A 22,846-nucleotide genomic window follows, 5' to 3' on the forward strand; every position below is an offset into this window, starting at 1 on the left:
CCCGTCGGGGTGGGCGGCGTTCCGGCGCGTGGTCCGGTCCGTCATCCTGATCGATTCCTGTCCACTTCGGACCGGATGAGGTCCTTCGATGTCCCTTGCGGTCCCCTTGAGGTCTATGGGGTCCGTTGAGGTCGCGCGCCGACTCAGGGGTCTTGACGGTTTCTGTTCGTACGGAATCGGTCGGGACGTGGCCGGTATGCGATTCGTGCTCGGCTGATGTCATTCCTGTGCCGCTGCGCGGATTCTCCGATTCACTCGGAGAACACCGGCGATTCGTCGCGCGGCCCCCTTCGGCGGAAGGGGGTCACGGGGTGTGCGCCGGATGAATGCGCCCGGCGCGAGACCCCGGTGATTCCTTCTCCGTGGGTGCGCCGACTCTTCTTTCCGCTTCGGCGGTCCTCTTTGCCGACGATGTGCACACCGGTGCGGCTGGTTACTCCGCGCCTTCTCCGTCGTCCCCGAAATCTCTCCCCAAAGGTGTCGACCGGCATGCATGAAAACGACTCGATCCCGTCTCGTTCGATTCCCGCAGACCTTTTCGAACTGACCGTTGCTCAACAGGGTGTGTGGTACGGCCAACTGGTCGAACCGGAGAGCCCGAAGTTCAACATCGCCGAGTGCTTCGAGATCCGGGGCGATCTCGACGCGGAGACGTTTTCCGCCGCCGTCGCCCGTGCGGTCGCCCTCTGCGACGGCCTCAACGTCGAGTTCCTCGTCCACGACGGTGCCGTGCGCCAGCGGGTCACGCCGCCTCCCCGGGCGGACGCCGGTCGGCTCCGCCTCGTCGACCTCTCCGGCACCGACGACCCCGCCGCCGCTGCCGAGCGCTACCTGGCCGACGACATGGCCACCGTCGACCGGATCGACGCCCCGCGCCACAGCCTGGCACTGCTGCGGCTCGGACCCCGCCGGCACTACTGGTACATCCGCTTCCACCACATCGTCGTCGACGGCCTCGGCGGATCCGTCTTCGCCCGCATCGTGGCCGATCTCTACGCGCGCGCCCTGCGCGGCGAGGACATCGCCGAGGCCGAGCTGCCCCCCGCCCCGCTCGCCGACCTGCTCGCGGACGAGGCGGCCTACCTCGGCTCCGACCGGTACGAGGCCGACCGGGCCCACTGGACGGCCAGGTTCGCCGACCGCGCGGTGGACGCCACCGGCCCCGGCGGGTCCGACGGCGGGGCGGGCGCACGGGGCGGTACGCCGCTCATCCGCCGCCGTACCGACGCCCCGGTCCCGGCCGCTCCTGTCGGCGCGGACGGCGTGAACCTGCACACTGGACAGACGCTGCCCGTCACCGTCCTCGACGACCTGCGGAGGCTCGCCGCCGCCAACCGCACCACCTGGTCCGCCGTGCTGGTCAGCGCGGTCGCCGCCTACGTCGGCCGGGTCACCGGAACCCGGGACGTCGTCGTGGGCCTCGCCTCCAACGGCCGCCACGGCGGGCTGCGGCACATCGTCGGCATGACCGCCAACATCCTTCCGCTGCGGCTGGAGATCACCACCAACATGACGGTCGGCGCACACGTCCGCGCCGTCGCCGCCGAGATGCGCGGTGCCCTGCGCCACCGGCGCTTCTCGCGCGAACAGCTCGCCCGCGAACTGAACATGGCCGACGACGCGGCACGCCTGACGGACGTGGTCGTCAACATCATGGGGTACGCGTACGACCTCGACTTCGGCGGCAGCCCCGCCACTTCCCGTCTGCTCTCCATCGGCCCGGTCGACGACGTCTCGCTCTTCGTCTCCGAACGCTCGGAGGGAAGCGGCCCGTTGATCGGATTCGACGCCAACCCGGAGCTCTACCGCCCCGAGGACGTGCGGCTGAGCCAGCGCGCCGTCATCTCCTTCCTGAAGGCCCTCGCCGGAGCGGACACCGAAACCCCCCTGCGCGAGCTGCCGTTGCTCGACTCCGAGGCCGCCGCCGAACTCCTCGCCCGCGGCCGGGGCGCCGACCTGGAGGTCCTCGAACCGGCCACGGGCCTGGCCCAGGCGTTCGAAGCGCAGGTGCGCCGCACCCCGGAGGCCCCCGCGGTGGTGGACGGAGCCGTCACGCAGACCTACCGGGAGCTGGCCCACCACGCGGCGGAGATCTCCGGAGCGCTGGCGGGCTGGGGGCTCGCCGCCGAGGACGGCGTCGGCGTCCTGGTGGACCGCTCCGCCGCGGTGGTGGCCGCCACCCTCGGCGTGGTCGGCGCGGGCGCCGCGTACGTACCGATGGACGCCACCTGGCCCGAGGAGCGGCTCGGGCGCGTCGCGGGCGTCGCCGGGATCCGTGCCCTGGTGGTCGACGAGGCCGCCGCCGGGCAGCACTGGGTGAAGGTGACCGCTGCCGCTCTGCCGGTCGTCGTCATCGACTCCCTCGGCCGGGTGCTGCGCGGCGCCCCGCCGCGTCCGGGACGGCTGCCGGACGTGTCCCACACCGACCGGCTCGCCTACGTGATGTTCACCTCCGGCTCCACCGGCCTGCCCAAGGGCGTCGGCGTCAGCCATGGGGACGTCCTCGCGCTGACCGCCGACTCCGCCTGGCGGGACGGGGCGTGCGACGCGGTGCTGATGCACTCGGCGTACGTCTTCGACGCCTCCACCTTCGAGATCTGGGCTCCGCTCCTGCGCGGCGGCAGAGTCGTCGTCGCACCCCCGGGCGTCCTGGAGGCGCCGGTCCTCACGGGGCTGGTCGACCGGTACGGCGTCACCGCGCTCTTCCTCACCACCGCCCTGTTCAACGTGGTGGCCGAGGCGGACCCGGCGGCCTTCGCCGGGCTGCGCCTGGTCGCCGCCGGCGGCGAGGCCGCCACACCGGACCTCATGCGGCGGGTTGCCGCCGCCGCCCCGCGCACCCGGGTCCTGCACGTGTACGGCCCCACCGAGACCACCACCTTCGCCGCCCGCCACCGGGTCGCCGCCGACACGGGCGGGGTGCCTCCCATCGGCCGCCCGCTCGACGGGACGCGGCTCCACGTCCTCGACGGCGACCTCGGCCTGGTGCCGCCCGGCGTGGTGGGGGAGCTGTACGTGTCGGGGCGCGGCGTCGCGCGCGGCTACCTGGGCCGCCCCGCGCTGACCGCCGGCCGGTTCGTGGCCGACCCGCACGGTCCGCACGGGGCCCGCATGTACCGCACCGGAGACCTCGTCCGGTGGACCGCGCGCGGTGAGATCGAGTACGTCGGCCGCGCGGACGGCCAGGTCAAGCTGCGTGGATACCGCATCGAACCCGCCGAGATCGAGTCCACCCTGCTCGCCGACCCGGGCGTGGTGGCCGCCGGCGTCCTGGTGCGCGAGGACATACCCGGCGACCGCCGGCTCGTCGCCTACGTCGTGCCCGCCACCGGCGCCCGCCCGGACGACACCGCGCTCGCCCGCCGGGTGGGCCGCGCCCTGCCCGCGTACATGGTGCCCTCCGTGTTCGTGACGCTCGACGCGCTGCCGCTGAACGCCAACGGCAAGGTCGACCGCCGCGCCCTGCCCGCGCCCCCCGCCGCGACCACCACGGGGCGCGCCCCGCGCACCGCGTACGAGGAGGTGCTGGCCGGCCTCTTCGCCGACGTCCTGGGCGTCGCCACCGTCGGCGCCGACGACAACTTCTTCTCCCTGGGCGGTCATTCGCTGCTCGCCACCCGCCTCACCGGCCGGGTGCGCGCCGCCCTGGGCACCGAACTCGGGCTGCGTACCCTCTTCGACCACCCCACCGTCGCCTCGCTCGCCGCCGTCCTCGACACGGCGGGCTCCGCACGGCCCGCCCTCACGCCGCAGCGGCGGCCCGAGGCGGTGCCGCTCTCCTCCGCGCAGCAGCGCCTCTGGTTCCTCAACCGGGCGGAGGGCCCCGGCGACACCTACACCGTCCCGCTCGTCCTGGAGCTCGACGGCCCGCTCGACACGGCTGCCCTGCGGGGCGCGCTGGCCGACGTGGTCGCCCGGCACGAGAGCCTGCGCACCGTCTTCGCCGAGCACGACGGGGTGCCCCGTCAGGAAGTCCTCGACGCCGCCGACGCGGCGGAGCTGGTCCCGCTCGTCGTCCGGCGGCCCCCGGCCGGGGAAACCGGCGCCGGAGCGGGCGGGTCTTCCGGAGTGGTCGAAGCGGCTGGTTCGGGCGGTGCGGGTGGTTCGGGCGGTGCGGCTGGTTCGGGCGCCGGTGCGGCAGGAGGTGCCGGGGCCTGGGCGGAAGAAACGGTCCGCCGTCTGATCGCCGAGCCCTTCGACCTCACCGGCGACCTCGCCGTCCGCGCCCACCTGCTCCAGGAGGCCCCGGACCGCCACCTCCTGGTCCTCGTCCTCCACCACGTCGTCGCCGACGGCTGGTCCCTCGCCCCCCTCGTCCGTGACCTCGGTGCCGCCTACCGTGCCAGGACCGAGGGCACCGGCACCCCCGACTGGCCCGCGCTGCCGGTGCAGTACGCCGACTACACCCTCTGGCAGCGCCGTCTGCTCGGCGACGACACCGACCCGCGGAGCCTGGCCGCGATCCAGCTCGCCCACTGGCGGGAGGCCCTGCGCGGTGCACCGGACCTGCTCGGCCTGCCCCTCGACCGGCCGCGCCCCGCCGTCCCCAGCCACCGGGGCGACACCGTCCCCTTCGCACTGCCCGCGCCCGAGCACGCCGCGCTCGTCCGGCTCGCCCGCTCGGTGGGGTGCACCCCCTTCATGGTGCTCCAGGCGGCGCTGGCGGTGACGCTGCACGCCCACGGCGCCGGCACCGACATCCCGCTGGGCACGGCCACCGCGGGCCGCTCCGACGAAGCCCTCGGCGACCTCGTCGGGTTCTTCGTCAACACCGTCGTGCTGCGCACGGACCTCTCCGGCGACCCGACCTTCCGTGAACTACTCCACCGGGTAAGGGAGTTCGACATTGCCGCCTTCGGCCACGGCGACCTCCCCTTCGAACGCATCGTGGAGGCCGTCAACCCCGAGCGCTCCGGCGGCCACCACCCGCTCTTCCAGACCATGCTGGTCCTCCAGAACCAGGAGCGGACGGACCTGGACCTGCCCGGCATCACCACCCGGGACCGGTCCCGCCACACCGGGATCAGCAAGTTTGACCTGACGTTCTCGCTCACCGAACTCGACCACGGCGAAGAGGAGTTCGCCGGAATCGGCGGCTATCTGGAGTACGCCACCGACCTGTTCGACGCCGCCACCGCCCACGGCCTGAGCGCCCGGTTCGCCCGTGTGCTCGCCCTCGCCGTCGCCGATCCCGACCTCGCTGTCCTGGGCATCGACCCGCTCGAAACGGCCGAGCGGGACCGGATCCTCACCCAAGGCCGAGGCAGAACAAAGCCGTTGCCCGCCCTCAGCGCCCCCGAGGCGGTCCGCGAGCAGGCCGCGCGCACCCCTGGCGCGGTCGCCGTCCGCGACGAGCTGACCAGCCTCACCTACGCGGAGCTCGACGCCCGCGCCGACGCCCTCGCCCACACCCTGCGCGAGCGGGGCGCGGGCCGCGAGGACCGGGTGGCCGTCGCCGCGCCGGCCTCCGTCCACACCGCCGTCGCCATGCTGGCCGTCCTGCGGGCCGGGGCCGCCTACGTACCCGTCGACCCGGAGTACCCGGCGGCCCGCATCCGCCACATGCTCGACGACGCCCGGCCGGTCCTGCTGCTCACCACCGCGGGCACCCGTGCGTCGCTGCCCCCGGTCGACGTGCCCTGGCTCGCCCTCGACGCACCGGCGGACCGGACCGCCCCGCCCACCCGGCACACGCCCCACCCGGACGACCCGGCGTACGTGATCTACACCTCCGGCTCCACCGGCCGCCCCAAGGGGGTGGTCGTGACCCACGCCGCGCTCGCCAACCACATGGCGTGGATGGCGGACCACCTGGACCTCACCGGCGAGGACCGGGTCCTCGCCCGCACCTCCACCAGCTTCGACGCCTCCGTGTGGGAGCTGTGGCTCCCGCTCATGAACGGCGCCGAAGTCTGCGTCCTGCCACCCCGGGCCAACCGGGAACCCGCCGAACTCGTGGACTGTATGGGCCGGTTCGGCATCACCGTCGCCCAGTTCGTGCCCTCGCACCTGGCCCACGTCCTCGCCGAGGCGGCCCGACGGGCGCCGCTGCCCCGGCTGCGCGCCGTGCTCTGCGGCGGCGAACCCCTGCCGCGCGCCCTCGCCGACGAGATCGCCGACCGCTGGGGAGCCGAAGCACACAACCTGTACGGACCCACCGAGACGGCCATCGACGCGACCGCGCACCGAGCGAGCCGCACCCGCACCGCCTCCCCGGCCGAGACCGTCCCGATCGGCCGCCCCGTGGACACCATGCGCGCGTACGTCCTCGACGGCCGGCTGCGCCCCGTACCGCCGGGCGTCACCGGGGAGTTGTACCTCTCCGGGCCCAACCTCGCCCGGGGCTACCTGCACCGGCCCGGTCTGACCGCCGAACGCTTCGTCGCCGACCCCTTCACCGCCGACGGAACCCGCATGTACCGGACCGGCGACCTCGTGCGATGGAACGCACACGGGCTGCTCGACTACCAGTCCCGCGCCGACGACCAGGTCAAACTCCGAGGGTTCCGGATCGAGTTGGGCGAGGTGGAAGCCGCGCTCCTGGCCTGCCCCGGCGTCACCGGGGCCTGCGCGGCGATCCGCGAGGACGCTCCCGGTCGACGGCGCCTCGTCGCCTACACCGTCACCGACGACCGCGCCGTACGCCCCTGCGCTCTGCGCGACGGCCTCGCCGAGGCCCTCCCGCACCACATGGTGCCCTCCGCCGTCGTCGTGCTGGACGCCCTGCCCCTGCTGCCCAACGGCAAGGTGGACCGGCGCGCCCTGCCCGAACCCGATCCCGAGGACGGCGTACCGGACGCACCGGGGCGGCTCGGCATCCGGGAGGAACTGCTCGCCGGGATCTTCGCCGACGTGCTGGACCGGCCCCGGGTCGGCCCGCACACCAGCTTCTTCGACCTCGGCGGACACTCGCTCCTCGCCATGCGCGTGGTGAGCCGCGTCCGCGCGGTACTGGGCGCCGAGATCGCCGTACGCACCCTCTTCGAACACCCCACCGTCGCGGGCCTGGCCCGCGCCGTCGACCCGGCGGCCCGGACCCGCCCACCCGTCGTACCGGCCGGGCTGCGGCCCGATCCGCTGCCGCTCTCCTTCGCCCAGCGGCGCCTGTGGTTCCTCAACCGGCTCGAAGGACCCAGCTCCACCTACAACATCCCGCTCGTCCTCGAACTCCGCGGCACCCCGGACACGGACGCGCTCCGCGCCGCCCTCGGGGACGTCGTCGGGCGGCACGAGTCGCTGCGCACCCGCTTCCCCGAACAGCACGGCACCCCGCACCAGTCGATCGTCGGCGTGGACGAGGCCGCTCCCGCGCTTCCGGTCGTGGACGTGGACCCCGACGGCCTGGAGGAGGCCGTCTTCGACGCCGTACGCGTGCCGTTCGACGTCACCGCCGACCTGCCGCTGCGCGCCCTGCTGCTGCGCGCCGCCCCCGACCACCACGTCCTGGTGCTGGTGGTGCACCACATCGCGGGCGACGGCTGGTCCCTCGCCCCGCTCGCCCGCCACCTGGGCGAGGCCTACCGGGACCGGCTCGACGGACGGGAGCCCGCGTGGGCGACGGGCCCCGTGCTCCAGTACGCCGACTACACCCTCTGGCAGCACGCGGCCCTGGGCGACGACACCGCGCCCGAAAGCGCGCTCGGGCGGCAGCTGGAGCACTGGCACACCGCCCTCGCGGGGCTGCCCGGCCTGATCGACCTGCCGCTGGACCGGCCCCGTCCGGTCACCGCCGACCCGCGCGGAGACGTCCACGCCTTCGACGTACCACCCGCGCTCCACGCGCGACTCCTGCTCCTGGCGCGGGAGTCGGGGAGCAGCCTCTTCATGGTGCTCCAGGCGGCGGTGGCCGCCCTGCTGCACCGGCACGGCGCGGGCGACGACATCCCGCTCGGCACCCCCGTCGCCGGACGCACCGACGAGGCGCTGGAGGACCTGGTCGGGTTCTTCGTCAACACCCTGGTCCTGCGCACGGACCTGTCGGGCAACCCGAGCTTCCGGGAACTCCTCGACCGGGTGCGGGAGTTCGACCTCGCCGCGTACGGGAACCAGGACGTGCCCTTCGAACGGCTGGTGGAGAGCCTCAACCCGGTCCGGGCCCGCGACCACCACCCGCTCTTCCAGACCATGCTGGTCCTCCAGAACCAGGAGACCGTCCGCCCCGAACTCCCCGGCCTCACCGTGGAGGACCGGATCGTCCACAACGGCCTGAGCAAGTTCGACCTCACCTTCGCGTTCACCGAGGAGCGCGACGGCGGCGGTCTCCTCGCCGGGATCGAGTACGCCACCGCCCTCTTCGACCGGGACACCGTCGAAACCCTCGCCGCCCGGCTCCTGCGCCTCCTGGAGCAGGCCGCCGCCGACCCCGGCCGTCCGCTCGCCGACCACGACCTGCTGACGGCCGGCGAACACGGCCGGGTCACCCGCTGGGGCACCGGCCGCCCGCTCGGTGAGATCGCACCGGACACCACCCTGCCCGCCCTCTTCGCGGCCCAGGCGCTCCGCACCCCGGACGCCACCGCCGTCACCGACGGCGCCACCACACTCGACTACGCCGGGCTCGACGCGCTCTCCGCCACCCTCGCCGGGGCGCTCGCCGGGCTCGGCGTCGGACCCGAGTCCGGCGTCGGCGTGCTGCTCGCCCGGTCGCCCGCCGTGGTGACGGCCTCCCTCGGCGCGGTCCGCGCCGCGGGCACCTACGTCCCCATGGACGCGCGCTGGCCCGCGGAACGGCTCGAACAGGCCGCCGCGGTGGCGTCGTTGCGGGTCCTCGTCGTCGACGAGACCGCCCTCGCCTCCCCCTGGGTGACCGCGACCGCGGGCCGGCTGCCGGTCCTGGTCGTGGACCGGCTCGGCCGGATCCTGCGCGGCGGACCCGAACGGCAGGGCCGCCCGGCCGCCGTACCGGGGCCGCAAGCCCTCGCGTACACCATGTTCACCTCCGGCTCCACCGGCCTGCCCAAGGGCGTCGGCGTCACCCACGCCGACGTGGCCGCGCTCACCGAGGACTCCGCCTGGCGCGAGGGCGCCGCCGACGCGGTACTGATGCACTCGGCGTACGTCTTCGACGCCTCCACCTTCGAGATCTGGGCCCCGCTCCTGCACGGCGGCACCGTCGTCGTCGCGCCGGACGGTGTGCTGGAGGCCCGCGCCCTCGGCGACGCCGTCCGCGCGCACGGGGTGACCGCCGTCTTCCTGACGACGGCGCTCTTCAACGTGATCGCCGAGACCGCTCCGGAAGCGTTCCGGGGGCTCCGCCTCCTGTGCGCCGGAGGCGAACTCGCCTCCCCGGACGCCATGCAGCGCGTCGCCGGTACCACGCCCGGCCTGCGCGTCCTCCACGTCTACGGGCCGACCGAGACCACCACCTTCGCCACCCGCCACGACGTGACCGCCGGCCTCCCGGCCGGACCGCCGCCCATCGGCCGCCCGCTGGACGGCATGCGGCTGTACGTGCTCGACGGCTCCCTCGGCCCGGTCGCCCCCGGCGTCACGGGCGAGCTGTACCTCGCCGGGCGCGGAGTGTCCCGGGGCTACACCGGACAGCCCGCCCTGACCGCCGGCCGCTTCGTCGCGGACCCGTTCGGCCCCGCCGGAAGCCGGATGTACCGCACCGGCGACCTCGTCCGCTGGACCCGGGACGGGCACCTCGCCTACGTCACCCGCGCGGACGGACAGGTGAAACTGCGCGGCTACCGCATCGAGCTCGGCGAGATCGAATCCGTCCTGGCCCGCTGCGAGGGGGTCGCCGACACCTTCGCCGTCGTCCGCGAGGACACCCCCGGCGACCGGCGCCTCGTCGCCTACGTGGTGCCGACCGCCCGGACGCTCCCCGCGCCCGCCGACCTCGCCCGCGCCCTCGGCCGGGCCCTGCCCGCGTACATGGTGCCCTCCGCGTTCGTGCTGCTCGACGCGCTCCCGCTGACCGTCAACGGCAAGGTGGACCGGCGGGCGCTGCCCGCACCCGCCCACGGGGAGCGGACCCGGGGGACCGGCGGCGGCCCGGCCCGCAGCGCCCGCGCGGAGATCCTCTGCGGACTCTTCGCCGACGTGCTCGGGCTCGACGGGCTCGACGCCGAGGACGACTTCTTCGCCCTCGGCGGCCACTCCCTGCTCGCCACCCGCCTCGTGGCCCGCCTGAGGACCGTGCTCGGCGTGGAGATCCCCGTGAAGGCGCTCTTCGAGCACCCCACCCCGGCCGCCCTCGCCGCGGCGCTGGACGGCGCCGAGCGGGCCGCAAGACCCCTGGAGAGAGCCGGGGAACGCCCCGACCCGCTGCCGCTCTCCTACGCACAGCAGCGCCTCTGGTTCCTCGGCCGGCTGGAGGGCCCCAGCGCCACGTACAACGTGCCGCTGGTGCTCCGCCTGGACGGCCCGCTCGACACGGGAGCCCTGGAGAACGCCCTCGCGGACGTGGTCGGGCGCCACGAGAGCCTGCGCACCGTCTTCCCCGAGACCGACGGCGTCGCCCGGCAGCTGGTGCTCGACGCCGTCGGCGCCGATCTCGACCTGACACCCCGCGACACCGACCCCGACCACCTCGGCGACGCGCTCACCGCCGAGGTGACGCACCCCTTCGACGTGAGCATCGAACTCCCCGTGCGGGCCAGGCTGATGAGGCTCGCACCCGAGTCCCACGTCCTGGTGCTGGTGGTGCACCACATCGCCGGCGACGGCTGGTCCCTCGCCCCGCTCGCCCGCGACCTGGGCGACGCGTACCGGGCGCGGGCCGAGGGCCGGGAACCGCGCTGGAGCGAACTCGCCGTCCAGTACGCCGACTACACCCTCTGGCAGCGCGCCCTGCTCGGCGAGGAGGACGATCCCTCCAGCCGTGCGGCCCGCCAACTCGCCTTCTGGCGTACCGCCCTGGACGGCGCACCCGATCTGCTGGAACTGCCCTGCGACCGGCCGCGGCCCGCCGTCCCCGCCCACTGCGGCGACGCCCACCCCTTCGCCGTCGGCCCCGACACCCACCGGGCGCTCGCCGACCTCGCCCGCGCCCGGGGCAGCAGCCTCTTCATGGTCCTCCAGGCCGCCCTGTCGGTCCTCCTCTCCCGCCACGGCGCCGGGGAGGACATCCCGCTGGGCACCGCGGTCGCCGGACGCACCGACGAAGCGCTCGACGACCTGGTCGGGTTCTTCGTCAACACCCTGGTGCTGCGCACCGACCTGAGCGGCGACCCGACCTTCGGTGACGTCGTCGACCGGGTGCGCGACTTCGACCTGGCCGCCTACGCCCACCAGGACCTGCCCTTCGAGCGGCTGGTGGACGCCCTCAGTCCGGTCCGCGCCCAGAACCACCACCCGCTCTTCCAGACCATGCTCGTCCTCCAGAACCAGGGCGACGCCGCCGTCGACCTGCCCGGACTGACGGTGACCGAGCAACCCGTGCACACCGGCATCAGCAAGTTCGACCTGACCTTCACCTTCACCGAGACCCACGACGCGTCCGGCCGGCCCGCGGGGCTCCGGGGCGTCCTGGAGTTCTCCACCGAACTCTTCGTCCCCGCCACCGCCCACACCCTGGCCGCCCGGCTGACCCGCCTCCTCGCCACGCTCGCCGCCGACCCCGGACGGCGCGTCCACGCCGTCGACGTGCTGGAGCCGGAGGAGCGGCGGAGCCTGGACCGGGTCGCCCACGGCCCCGCCCGCCCGCCGGCCGCCCCCACCGCACCCGGGGCGTTCCGCGCGCAGGCCGCCCGTACCCCCGGGGCGATCGCCGTACGCGACGGCGGCGACGGGATCACCTTCGCCGAACTCGACGTGCTCTCGGACGACTTGGCCCACCACCTGCACGACCGGGGCATCGGCCGCGGCGATCTGGTCGCCCTGGCCCTGGACGGCACCGCCGACCACGTGCTCGCGATGCTGGCGGTCACCAAGGCCGGGGCCGCCTACCTGCCCGTCGACCTGGAGTACCCCGAGGCGCGTATCGCCCACATGCTCGACGACGCCCGTCCGGCGCTGCTCCTCACCCACGGCGACCGCGACGTCCGGGGCGCCCACGACCCCCGGGACGCCCGTCGCGCCCTGCCCCGGCTCGCACTCGACGACCGGGGCGCCTGGTCCACCGGGCGGCCCGCGCCGGCCGGCGCCGGGCCCGACCCGCGCGACGCCGCGTACGTCATCTACACCTCGGGCTCCACCGGCCGGCCCAAGGGCGTGGTCGTCACCCACGCCTCCCTCACCAACCACATGGCGTGGATGGCGGACCACCTCGGCCTCAGCGGCGACGACCGGGTCCTCGCCCGCACCTCGCCGAGCTTCGACGCCTCGGTCTGGGAGACCTGGCTGCCACTCCTGCACGGCGGTTCCACGTGCCCCGTGCCGCCCGCCCTCAACCACGACCCCGCCGGACTGCTCTCCCGGATGCGCGCCGAGGGCGTGACCCTCGCCCAGTTCGTACCCTCCCACCTCTCCGTCGTCCTCGCCGAGACCGGCCCGGACGCGGCGCCCGGCACCCTGCGGGCCGTCCTGTGCGGCGGTGAACCGCTGCCCCGGGCCCTGGCGGAACGGGTCGGCCGCGCGTGGCGGACCGAGGTGCACAACCTCTACGGGCCGACCGAGGCCACCATCGACGCCACCGCCCACCACCACCGGCCCGCCGGAGCCGACGGACCGGCGGGGGAGGGGAGCGTGCCGCTCGGCCACCCCGTCGACAACACCCGCGCCTACGTCCTCGACGCCGGTCTGCGCCCCGTGCCCAACGGCGTCACCGGGGAACTCCACCTCGCGGGCGACGGACTCGCCCGCGGATACCTGGGGCGGCCCGGCCTGACCGCCGCACGGTTCGTCGCCGACCCCTACGGCCCCGCCGGAAGCCGGATGTACCGCACCGGCGACCTCGTCCGCCGGGACGCCGACGGCCTGCTCACCCACGTCGGGCGCGCCGACGACCAGGTCAAGGTCAACGGATTCCGCATCGAACCGGGCGAGATCGAGGCCGCTCTCACGGCGCTCGGCACCGTCGCCACCGCCTGCGTCCTGGTCCGTGAGGACCGGCCCGGCGAGCGCCGCCTGGTCGCCTACACGGTCCCCGGCCCGCGCGGCGACTCCCCGGCCCCCGCGGAGCGCGAACTCCGCGCCCGCCTCGCGGAGTCACTGCCGCCGTACATGGTGCCCGCCGTCTTCGTGACCCTGGACGCGCTGCCGCTGCTGCCCAACGGCAAGACCGACCGGCGGGCCCTGCCCGCCCCCGTCCGGCCCGCCGACGGACGTCCGGGCGGCCGGCCGCGCACCGCGAAGGAGGAAGCGCTCTGCGCGGTGTTCGCCGCCGTCCTGCGCGTGCCCGCCGTCCGCGCCGACGACGACTTCTTCGCCCTCGGCGGCGACAGCATCCTCTCCATCCAGCTCGTCAGCCGGGTCCGCGAGGCCGGCCTGAGGGTCACCCCCCGCGACGTCTTCGTCCACCGCACCCCGGAGGCCATCGCCGCCGTGTCCACCGCGCTCTATCAGGGCGCCGGGCCCGGCCGGACCACTCCCGCGCCCACCGAGCGGGGGACCGGCACCCTGCCGGCGACCCCCATCGTCGCCTGGTTCCTGGAGCGCCCCGGACCGACGGACGGCTACAACCAGTCCGGGGTCCTGCGCACACCGTCCGGAGCCGGCACCGACACGCTGACCGCCGCCCTGCAACTCCTCGTCGACCACCACGACATGCTCCGGCTCCGGGTCGCCCGCCCGGCCGGGGGCGAGCCCGTACTCGACGTGCTGCCGACGGGCTCCGTCCTCGCCCGCGACCGGTTCACCCGGATCGACGTCACGGGCCTGCCCGCCGACGCCGTCCGGGCCGCCGTCACCGAGGCGGGCGAGGCTGCCCGGGGACGGCTCAGCCCCGCGGACGGGAACGTCGTGGAGGCCGTCTGGTGCGACGCCGGACCCGGCGCCCGAGGACGGCTGCTCCTCGTCGTCCACCATCTCGCCGTCGACGCCGTCTCCTGGCGCATCCTCGCCGCCGACCTGGCCACCGCCTGGCGGACCGTCACCGGAAGTCCCGGTGGTCCGGGTGTTCCCGGAGACACGGGTGGTCCCGAAGGCACCGCAGACACGGGTGGTCCCGGAGGGCCGGGGGCGGGGCTCCCCGCCGCGACCACCTCCTACCGGCACTGGGCGCACCTCCTCGCCGCCCAGGCGCACGACGCCGCACGCGAGGCCGAACTCCCGCTCTGGGAAGCGATGTCGAGCGCCCCCGACCCGCAGCTGGGACACCGCCCGCTCGACCCCGCCCTGGACACCGCGGGCCGCACGCGCACCCTCGTCACCCGGCTGCCCGCCGCCCGCACCGAGCCCCTCCTCACCACCGTCCCCACCGCCTTCCACGCCGGAGTCGACGACGTGCTGCTCACCGGTCTGGCCCTCGCCGTGAGCGCCTGGCGCACCGAGCGCGCCTCCGGCGCGGCCGGTCCGGTGGGAACGGGCGTCCTGGTCGACCTGGAGGGGCACGGCCGGGAACAGATCGACGAGCGCCTCGACCTGTCGCGTACCGTCGGCTGGTTCACCAGCCTCTACCCGGTCCGCCTCGACCCGGGACCGCTCGATCCCCGCGCCCCCGGGCGCTTCGACGCGGCCCTCGCCGAACGCGCCCTCAAACGGGTCAAGGAACAGCTGCGGACCGTCCCGGACCACGGAGTCGGCTACGGCATGCTCCGCCGTCTCAACGCGACCACCGGCCCCAGGCTGGCCGCCGCACCCGAACCCCAGATCGGCTTCAACTACCTGGGCAGGTACGCGGGTTCGCAAGAGGCAACCGGCCCGGACGAAGCCGCCGACTGGGAGGTGCTGCTCGACGGCGGCGGCCCCCGGGCCCAGGATCCCGCGATGCCCGTCCACCACGTGCTCGACATCAACGCGCACACCGAGGACGGCGTGGGCGGCCCGTCCCTGGTGATCCGCTGGACCTGGCCCGCCGGCCTCCTCCCGGAGGACGCCGTGGAGGCGCTGTCCGACGCTTTCGTCCGCGCCCTCGGCGCGCTCGCCGAACACGCCGAGCGGCCCGACGCGGGCGGCTGGACGCCCTCCGACCTTCCCCTGGTCTCCCTGGACCAGGCCCAGATCGACCGACTGCAGAACAAGTGGGGTGGACGCAAGTGACCGGGTTCCAGCTGGAGGACGTACTGCCGCTGACGCCGTTGCAGGCAGGCATGCTCTTCCACGCGCTGTACGACTCCCACGCCGTGGACGTCTACACCGCGCAGTTCGTCTTCGACCTCGAAGGCACCCCCGACGTCCCCGCGCTGCGCGCCGCCGTCGGTGGCCTGCTGCGGCGGCACGCCAATCTCCGGGTCGGCTTCCTCCACGAGGACCTGCCCGAGCCCGTGCAGGCCGTCGCCGCCCGGGTCTCTGTGCCGCTGGAGGAGGTGGACCTGACCGGACCCGACGGCCCGGCGGTCACCGAGGAGCGCCTCGCCGCGTTCCTCGCCGCCGACCGCACCCGGCGCTTCGACCTCACCACCCCGCCCCTGATGCGCTTCACCCTGCTGCGCACCGCGCCGCGCCGCCACCGGCTCGTGATGACGGCCCATCACATCCTGCTCGACGGCTGGTCGATGCCACTGCTGGTGCGGGAGTTGTTCGAGCTGTACGCGACCGGGGGCGACGACTCCGCGCTGCCCCGGGTCGCCCCGTACCGCACCTACCTCGCGTGGCTGGCCCAGCAGGACCGCGCGGAGGCCCTCGACGCCTGGCGCACCGCGCTGGCCGGAATCGAGGCGCCGACCCTGCTCGCCGGTCGCGCCGGTCGAAGCGGTCGCGGCGGCCACGGCGAACCGCCCTCCGGCGTACCGGCCCCCGGCGCACCGGCGTCCGGCGAGCTGCCCTCCGGCGCACCCGCGTCCGGTGAACTTCCCTCCGTCGACCAGCCCTTCGCCGAGCTTCCCGAGACGCTCGTCCTCGACCTGGACGAGGCCACCACCACCCGGCTGCGCGAAACCGCCCGCGCCCACCGGCTCACCCTCAACACCCTGGTCCAGGGCGCTTGGGGGCTGCTGCTCACCCGGCTCACCGGCCGCGCCGACATCGTGTTCGGCACCACCGTCTCCGGCCGCCCGCCCGAGATCCCCGGCGTGGAGTCGATGGTCGGGCTGTTCATCAACACCGTGCCGGTGCGGCTGCGTCCGGCGCCCGACGACACCCTGGCCACCCTCCTGACCCGGCTCCAGGAGGAGCAAGGGCGCCTCCTCGGAGCCCAGTTCGTGGGGCTGACCGAGATCCGCGAGGTCAGCGGGGTGGACGAACTCTTCGACACCCTCACGGTGTTCGAGAACTATCCGCTGGACGCGGAGGCCCTGCGCACCGCCCAGCGGGGGCTGGCCGGCCTCGCCGTCACCGGCTTCACCGGCACGGACGCCGCCCACTACCCGCTCACTCTGACCATCGCCCCGGGCGACACCCTGCGCATCACCTTCGGCCACCGGGCCGCGGTTCTCGGCCGGGACGAGGTGGTCCGTACCGCTGCCCGGATGCGCCGGCTGCTGACCGTGATGGCCCAGGGGCTCGACGTGCGCGCCGACGCGGTGTCCGTCCTCCTGGACGGCGAACGGGAGGCGCTGCTGGCGCAGGGGCAGGGTGCCGGACTCCCGCCCGGCGTGACGGGGGAGAGCGTCCCGCAGGCCGTGGCGCGCATCGCCGCCCGGCAGCCGGACCGGATCGCCGTCACCGGCGTCGGCGAGGAGCTGACGTACGGCGGACTTCTCCACCTGTCCGGTGAGCTGGCCGGGGCGCTCAGCGGACTCGGCGCCGGTGCGGAGAGGGGCGTCGGTATCCTCCTGGGCCGTTCGACCGCCCAGGTCACCGCCTCCCTCGCGGCCCTGCGCGCGGGCGCCGCCTACGTGCCCCTCGACCCGCGCTGGCCCGCCGAACGCCTCGCCCGGGTCGCGGAGGCATCCGCCCCGCGCGTCCTCCTCGTCGACGGGACCACCCGCACGCACCCCTGGGTGCGGCACCTGCCGCCCGGGACGACTGTGGTGACCGTGGACCCGGCCGGCCGGGTGCTGCACGGAGGGCCGGACGTCCCCGGCCCGCTCCCCTCCGACGCTCTCCTCTCCGCCGGTGGCGGAGCCCGTCTCGCCTACGTGATGTTCACCTCCGGCTCCACCGGACTGCCCAAGGGCGTCGGCGTCACCCACGCCGACATCGCCGCGCTGGCGGCCGACCGGACCTGGGGCGGCGGCGCCACCGACGCCGTCCTCATGCACTCGGCGTACGCCTTCGACGCCTCCACCTTCGAGATCTGGGTGCCCCTCCTCAACGGGGGCCGCGTCGTCCTCGCCCCCGACGGGGCCCTCCAGCCGGCCGCCGTCCGCGACCTGGTGGCCCGCCACGGTGTGACCGCGGCGTTCCTGACGACCGCGCTGTTCGACGTCGTCGCCGACACCGACCCCGGCGCCCTCGGGCTGCTGCGACTGGTCGCCGCCGGGGGAGAGGCCGCCACCCCCGGCGTCCTCCAGCGGCTGGCCGCCGCCCACCCCGGCACCACCGTCCTCAACGCCTACGGGCCGACCGAGGCCACCACCTTCGCCACCCTGCACCGCGTCCGCCCCGGCGACGCACCCCACGGGGCGCCCCCGATCGGCCGGCCCCTCGACGGCATGCGCGCCCACGTCCTGGACCCGGCCCTGCGCCCCGTACCACCGGGCGCCGAAGGGGAGCTGTACCTCGCGGGCCCCGGCGTCGCACGCGGTTACCTCGGCCGCCCCGGCCCCACCGCCACCCGGTTCGTCGCCGACCCCTTCGCCGGGGACGGGACGCGCATGTACCGCACCGGCGACCTCGTGCGCCGCGACCCGGGCGGTGCCGTGCACCACCTGGCGCGGGCGGACCAGCAGATCAAGCTGCGCGGCCACCGCATCGAACCCGCGGAGATCGAAGCGGTGCTGCGCGCCGATCCCTCCGTACGCGCCGCCTGCGTCATGGTCCGCGAGGACCTGCCCGGCGACCGCACGCTCACCGCCTACGTCGTCCCCGCCCCCGGCCGCACCCCGGACCCGGTCCGCCTCGCCGCGCACGTCGGCCGCCATCTGCCCGCCTCCATGGTGCCGGCCGCCATCCAGCCCCTCGACGCGCTCCCGCTCACCCCCAACGGCAAACTCGACCGCCAGGCCCTGCCCGCGCCCGCCCGACCGGCGGCGCCGGCCGGACGACCGCCGCGCGGCGCCCACGAGGAGATCCTTGCCGGGCTCTTCGCCGACGTACTGGGCGTGGACCGCGTCGCGGCCGACGACAACTTCTTCTCACTGGGCGGCCATTCACTGCTCGCCACCCGTCTCGTGGGCCGCGTCCGCACCGCTCTGGAGACCGAGGCGGACATCCGCACCCTCTTCGAGAACCCCACCGTCGCCACGCTCGCCACCGCCCTGGAGCACGCCGCCCGCCCCGCCCGCCCGGCCCTCGTCCCGCAGGAGCGCCCCGCATCGCTCCCGCTCTCCTACGCCCAGCAGCGCCTGTGGTTCCTCCACCGGCTCGAAGGCCCCTCCGCCACGTACAACATCCCCTTCGCCGTACGCCTCGACGGGCCGCTCGACACCGAAGCCCTGTGCCGGGCGCTGCGCGACGTCGTCACCCGGCACGCCTCCCTGCGCACCGTCTTCCCGGAGCGCGACGGCGGACCGTGCCAGCACATCACCGACCCCGGCGACCTGCGGCTACCGCTCGTCGTGGAGGCCGTCGACGAGGAGAAGCTCGCCGACCGCGTCCGCGCGTGCGCGACCGAGCCGATCGACATCGAACACCGCCTCCCCGTCCGGGCGACGCTGCTGCGTCTCGCCGAAGAAGCGCACGTCCTGGTCCTGGTGATCCACCACATCGCGGCCGACGGTTCCTCCCTGGCGCCGTTCGCCCGCGACCTCTCCGCCGCCTACCGCGCGCGCCTGCGCGCCGAGGCCCCCGCCTGGACGGAGCTCCGCGTGGACTACGCGGACCACGCGCTCTGGCAGCGCCGCCTCCTCGACGGCGGCAGCGGCGGGCCCGATGACCTGTTGAGCCGTCAGCTCGCCCACTGGAAACAGGCATTGGCGGGCCTGCCGGAGATCACCGAGCTGCCCTGGGACCGTCCGCGCCCGCCGGTCTCCCGGCACACCGGCGCCACCCACGCCTTCACCCTCGACCCCGCGACCGCCCGGCGGATCGGCGAACTCGCCCGCGCCACCGGCAGCACCGTCTTCATGGTGCTCCAGGCGGCCCTGTCCCTCACACTCTCCCGCCACGGCGCCGGGGACGACGTCCCGCTCGGCACGGCCGTCGCGGGCCGCACCGACGAGGCCGCCACCGACCTGGTCGGCTTCTTCGTCAACACCCTCGTGCTGCGCACGGACCTCTCCGGCGACCCGACGTTCCTCGAACTTCTCGGCCGGGTCAAGGAGTTCGACCTCGCCGCGTACGCGCACCAGGACGTCCCCTTCGAGCGGCTGGTGGAACTCCTCAACCCCGCCCGCTCGCAGAACCACCACCCGCTCTTCCAGACCATGCTCGTCCTCCAGAACCACACCCCCGCCGCCCCCGTCGACCTGCCCGGTCTCACCGTCACCCCCGTGCCCCTCGACACGGCCGTGAGCAAGTTCGACCTCTCCTTCACCTTCACCGAGACCCACGACGCGACGGGGACGCCCGACGGCATGCGGGTAACCGTCGACTACGCGACGGAACTCTTCGACGCCGCGACCGTGCACGGACTCGCCGAACGGCTCGCCCTGCTGCTCGACGCCGTCACCGCCGACCCGGACCGCCCGCTGACCACGTACGAGGTGCTCAGCGCCCCCGAGCGCGCCCGCCTCACGGCCTGGGGCACCGGCCCCGCGGACGACCTGCCCGGCTCCACCGTCCCCTCGCTCTACGAGGAGTGGGCCCGGCGCACCCCCGACGCGCCGGCCGTCCGCGACGCCCGTACCACCCTCACGTACGCCGCCCTCGACGCCCGCGCCGACGCCCTCGCCCGCCGGCTCACCGCCCTCGGCATCGGCCCCGAGGACCGGGTGGCGGTCGCCCTGCCCCGCACCCACGACCTCCTCGTCGGCCTCCTCGGCGTCCTCAAGGCGGGAGCGGCGTACGTACCGCTCGACCCCGACTACCCGGCCGACCGCCTCTCCTACATGCTCGAAGACGCCGGCCCGCGCCTGCTCCTGACCACCCCCGCCCTCCACCGGCGGCTCCCCGCCACCCCCGTGCCCCACCTGTACGCCACCGGACCCGACGGCCCCGCCGACGGTGCCGTCGGGACCGGCGACGGCCCGGCCCGCCGGCCGCTCCCGGAGCACCCCGCGTACGTCATCTACACCTCCGGCTCCACCGGCCGGCCCAAGGGCGTCGTGGTCACCCACCGGGGCGCCGGCGCCATGGCGAGGGCCCAGCGGGAACGGCTGCGCGTCACCCCGGACAGCCGGGTGCTGCACATGGCGTCCGTCAGCTTCGACGCCGCCTTCTGGGAACTCTGCATGGCCCTGCTCTCCGGGGCCTGCCTGGAGATCGACGAACGCGACGCCCTGCTGCCCGGTCCCGCCCTCGCCGCCACCGTCCGCGAACGCGGTGCCACCCATCTCACGCTGCCGCCCGCCGCGCTCGCGGTGATGCCGCCCGGCTCGCTGCCCACCGGAACCACCCTGGTCCTCGCGGGCGAGGCGTGCACCCCCGCCCTGGTGCGCGACTGGGCGGCCGGCCGCTCTCTCGTCAACGCCTACGGCCCCACCGAAACCACCGTCTGCGCGACCATGAGCGCCGCCCAGCACCCCGACGGGCCGCTCGCCCCCGACCGTACGGTGCCCATCGGCGTCCCCGTCGACGGCACCCGGGTCCACGTCCTGGACGACCGGCTGGTCCCCGTGCCGCCCGGCGTCGTCGGCGAACTCTACGTCTCCGGGGCGGGAGTCGCCCGCGGCTACCACGGCAGGCCCGGCCTCACCGCGACCCGCTTCGTGGCCGACCCCGCCGACCCCGCGGGGGGCCGGATGTACCGCACCGGCGACCTGGTCCGCTGGACCACCGGCGGCGGACCGGGCGGCGGCGACGGTGAACTCGTCTACGTCTCCCGCGTGGACGACCAGGTCAAGCTCCGCGGCTTCCGCATCGAACTCGGCGAGATCGAGGCGGTGCTCACCGCCCTGCCCGGCGTGGCGGCGGCCTGCGCCGTCGTCCGCGAGGACCGGCCCGGCGACCGGCGCCTCGTCGCGTACACCGTCCCGGCCGACGGCGCGGCCGGACCGGACGCGGCCGAGCTGCGGGCCCGCCTCGCCGCCGCCCTGCCCGCCCACATGGTTCCCGCCGCCTTCGTCCCCCTCGACGCGCTGCCACTCACCCCCAACGGCAAGACCGACCGGCGGGCCCTGCCCGCGCCCGACCGGGCGGCGCCGGCCGGCGGCCGGGCTCCGCGCACGGACCGCGAGCGGGCCCTGTGCGAGGCGTTCGCCAAGACCCTCGGCGTCGACGAGGTCGGCGTCACCGACGACTTCTTCGCCCTGGGCGGCCACTCCCTGCTCGCGGTGACCCTCGCCCAGCGGATCGAGGAGCGCTGCGGCCGGCGCCCCTCCCTGCGCGCCCTGTTCGCGGCGCCCACGGTCGAAGGGGTGGACCGCCTCCTGGGGAGCGCGGCCGGAGAGCAGAGCCCGCCGGAGACCACCGCGGAGGCGGACCTCGCCGCCGAGGTCCGCCTCGCCCCGGACATCACCGGCGCCGGCCGGAACGCCCCGGTGCCCGCACCCGCCCGCCGCCCCGCCCGGCCGTCCGCCCGCCCGTTGCTGACCGGCGCCTCCGGGTTCCTCGGCGCCTACCTCCTGCGCGACCTCATCGAGACCACCGGCGGCCCCGTCGACTGCCTGGTACGGGCCGAGGACGCACCCCGCGCCGCCGGCCGGCTGCGCACCAACCTGGAGCGCTACGGGCTCTGGCACCCCCGGTACGCCGAGCTGATCCACCCCGTACCCGGCGACCTCGCGGCCCCCGGGCTCGGCCTGTCGCCCGAGGACCGGAACGCCCTGGTGCGGCGCCTGGGACCCGTGCTGCACAACGGCGCGCACGTCAACTTCGCCGCCCCGTACGGAGACCTGCGCGCTGCCAACGTCGCCGGCACCGAGGAGCTGCTGCGGCTGCTCGCCGACTCCGCCTCACCCGGGATGCACTACGTCTCGACCACCGGCGTCCACGCCCCCGCCTCCGCCCCCGTCACCCTCACCGAGACGAGCCCGACCGGCCCGGCCGCCGCACTGCCGGACGGTTACGCGCGGAGCAAATGGGTCGCCGAGGGGCTCGTCGGCCTCGCCCGGGAACGCGGGCTCCCGGTCACCGTCCACCGCCCGGGCCGCATCAGCGGCGACACCGTGACCGGTGCCTGCCAGGACCGGGACCTGCTCTGGCAGCTGATCAAGGGGTGCCTGCAGGCGGAGGCGGTACCGGACCTGCCGCACGGCTCGACGGACTGGGTGCCGGTGGACCACGTCGGCGCGGCCGTGGTGGCGCTCGCCCTCGCCGACGAGGCGACCGGTGCGACGTACCACCACACCAACCCTGAAGCCCCCGGCCTGGACCGGGTCTTCGAGGTCGCCGCCCGCCTCGGCCACGAGGTGCGCACGCTCCCCGCCAAGGAGTGGCAGGCCCGTGTGGCGGCCCAGCCGGACAACGCGGCCCAGCTGTTCCTCGGCGACGGGGAGCGGCCGGAGGGCGGGGCAAGGGACCACCGCCGCTTCGACTCCGGCCGCACCGCCGAGGCGGTGGCCGCCCTCGGCGTCCACCTGCCACCGCTCACCGACGAGGTCCTGACCCGCTATCTGACGTACTTCCGAGGAACGGGGTTCCTCCCCGCGCCCGGTGGAGTGCCCGTGACGTCCTGACGCACGGCGGAGGGGCCGGGGAGGCGGAGGCCGCTCCCCGG

General features: G+C 75.3%; 2 protein-coding genes. Both read left to right on the forward strand.

Features of this window, described 5'->3' with window-relative positions; translation table 11 throughout:
- Positions 1–489 precede the first annotated feature (489 nt).
- Positions 490–15,087, forward strand: a complete 14,598-nt coding sequence (locus tag ACFWEE_RS12645; RefSeq protein ID WP_386888595.1) for an amino acid adenylation domain-containing protein — start codon at positions 490–492, stop codon at positions 15,085–15,087.
- Positions 15,084–22,805 (forward strand): amino acid adenylation domain-containing protein, encoded by a 7,722-nt coding sequence (locus tag ACFWEE_RS12650; protein WP_386888596.1) that lies wholly within the window; start codon positions 15,084–15,086, stop codon positions 22,803–22,805. Before ACFWEE_RS12645 ends, ACFWEE_RS12650 begins: the two co-directional genes overlap by 4 nt.
- Positions 22,806–22,846 lie beyond the last annotated feature (41 nt).

The organism is Streptomyces sp. NPDC060184, from assembly GCF_042728795.1.
In the GTDB taxonomy this organism is placed as follows: domain Bacteria; phylum Actinomycetota; class Actinomycetes; order Streptomycetales; family Streptomycetaceae; genus Streptomyces.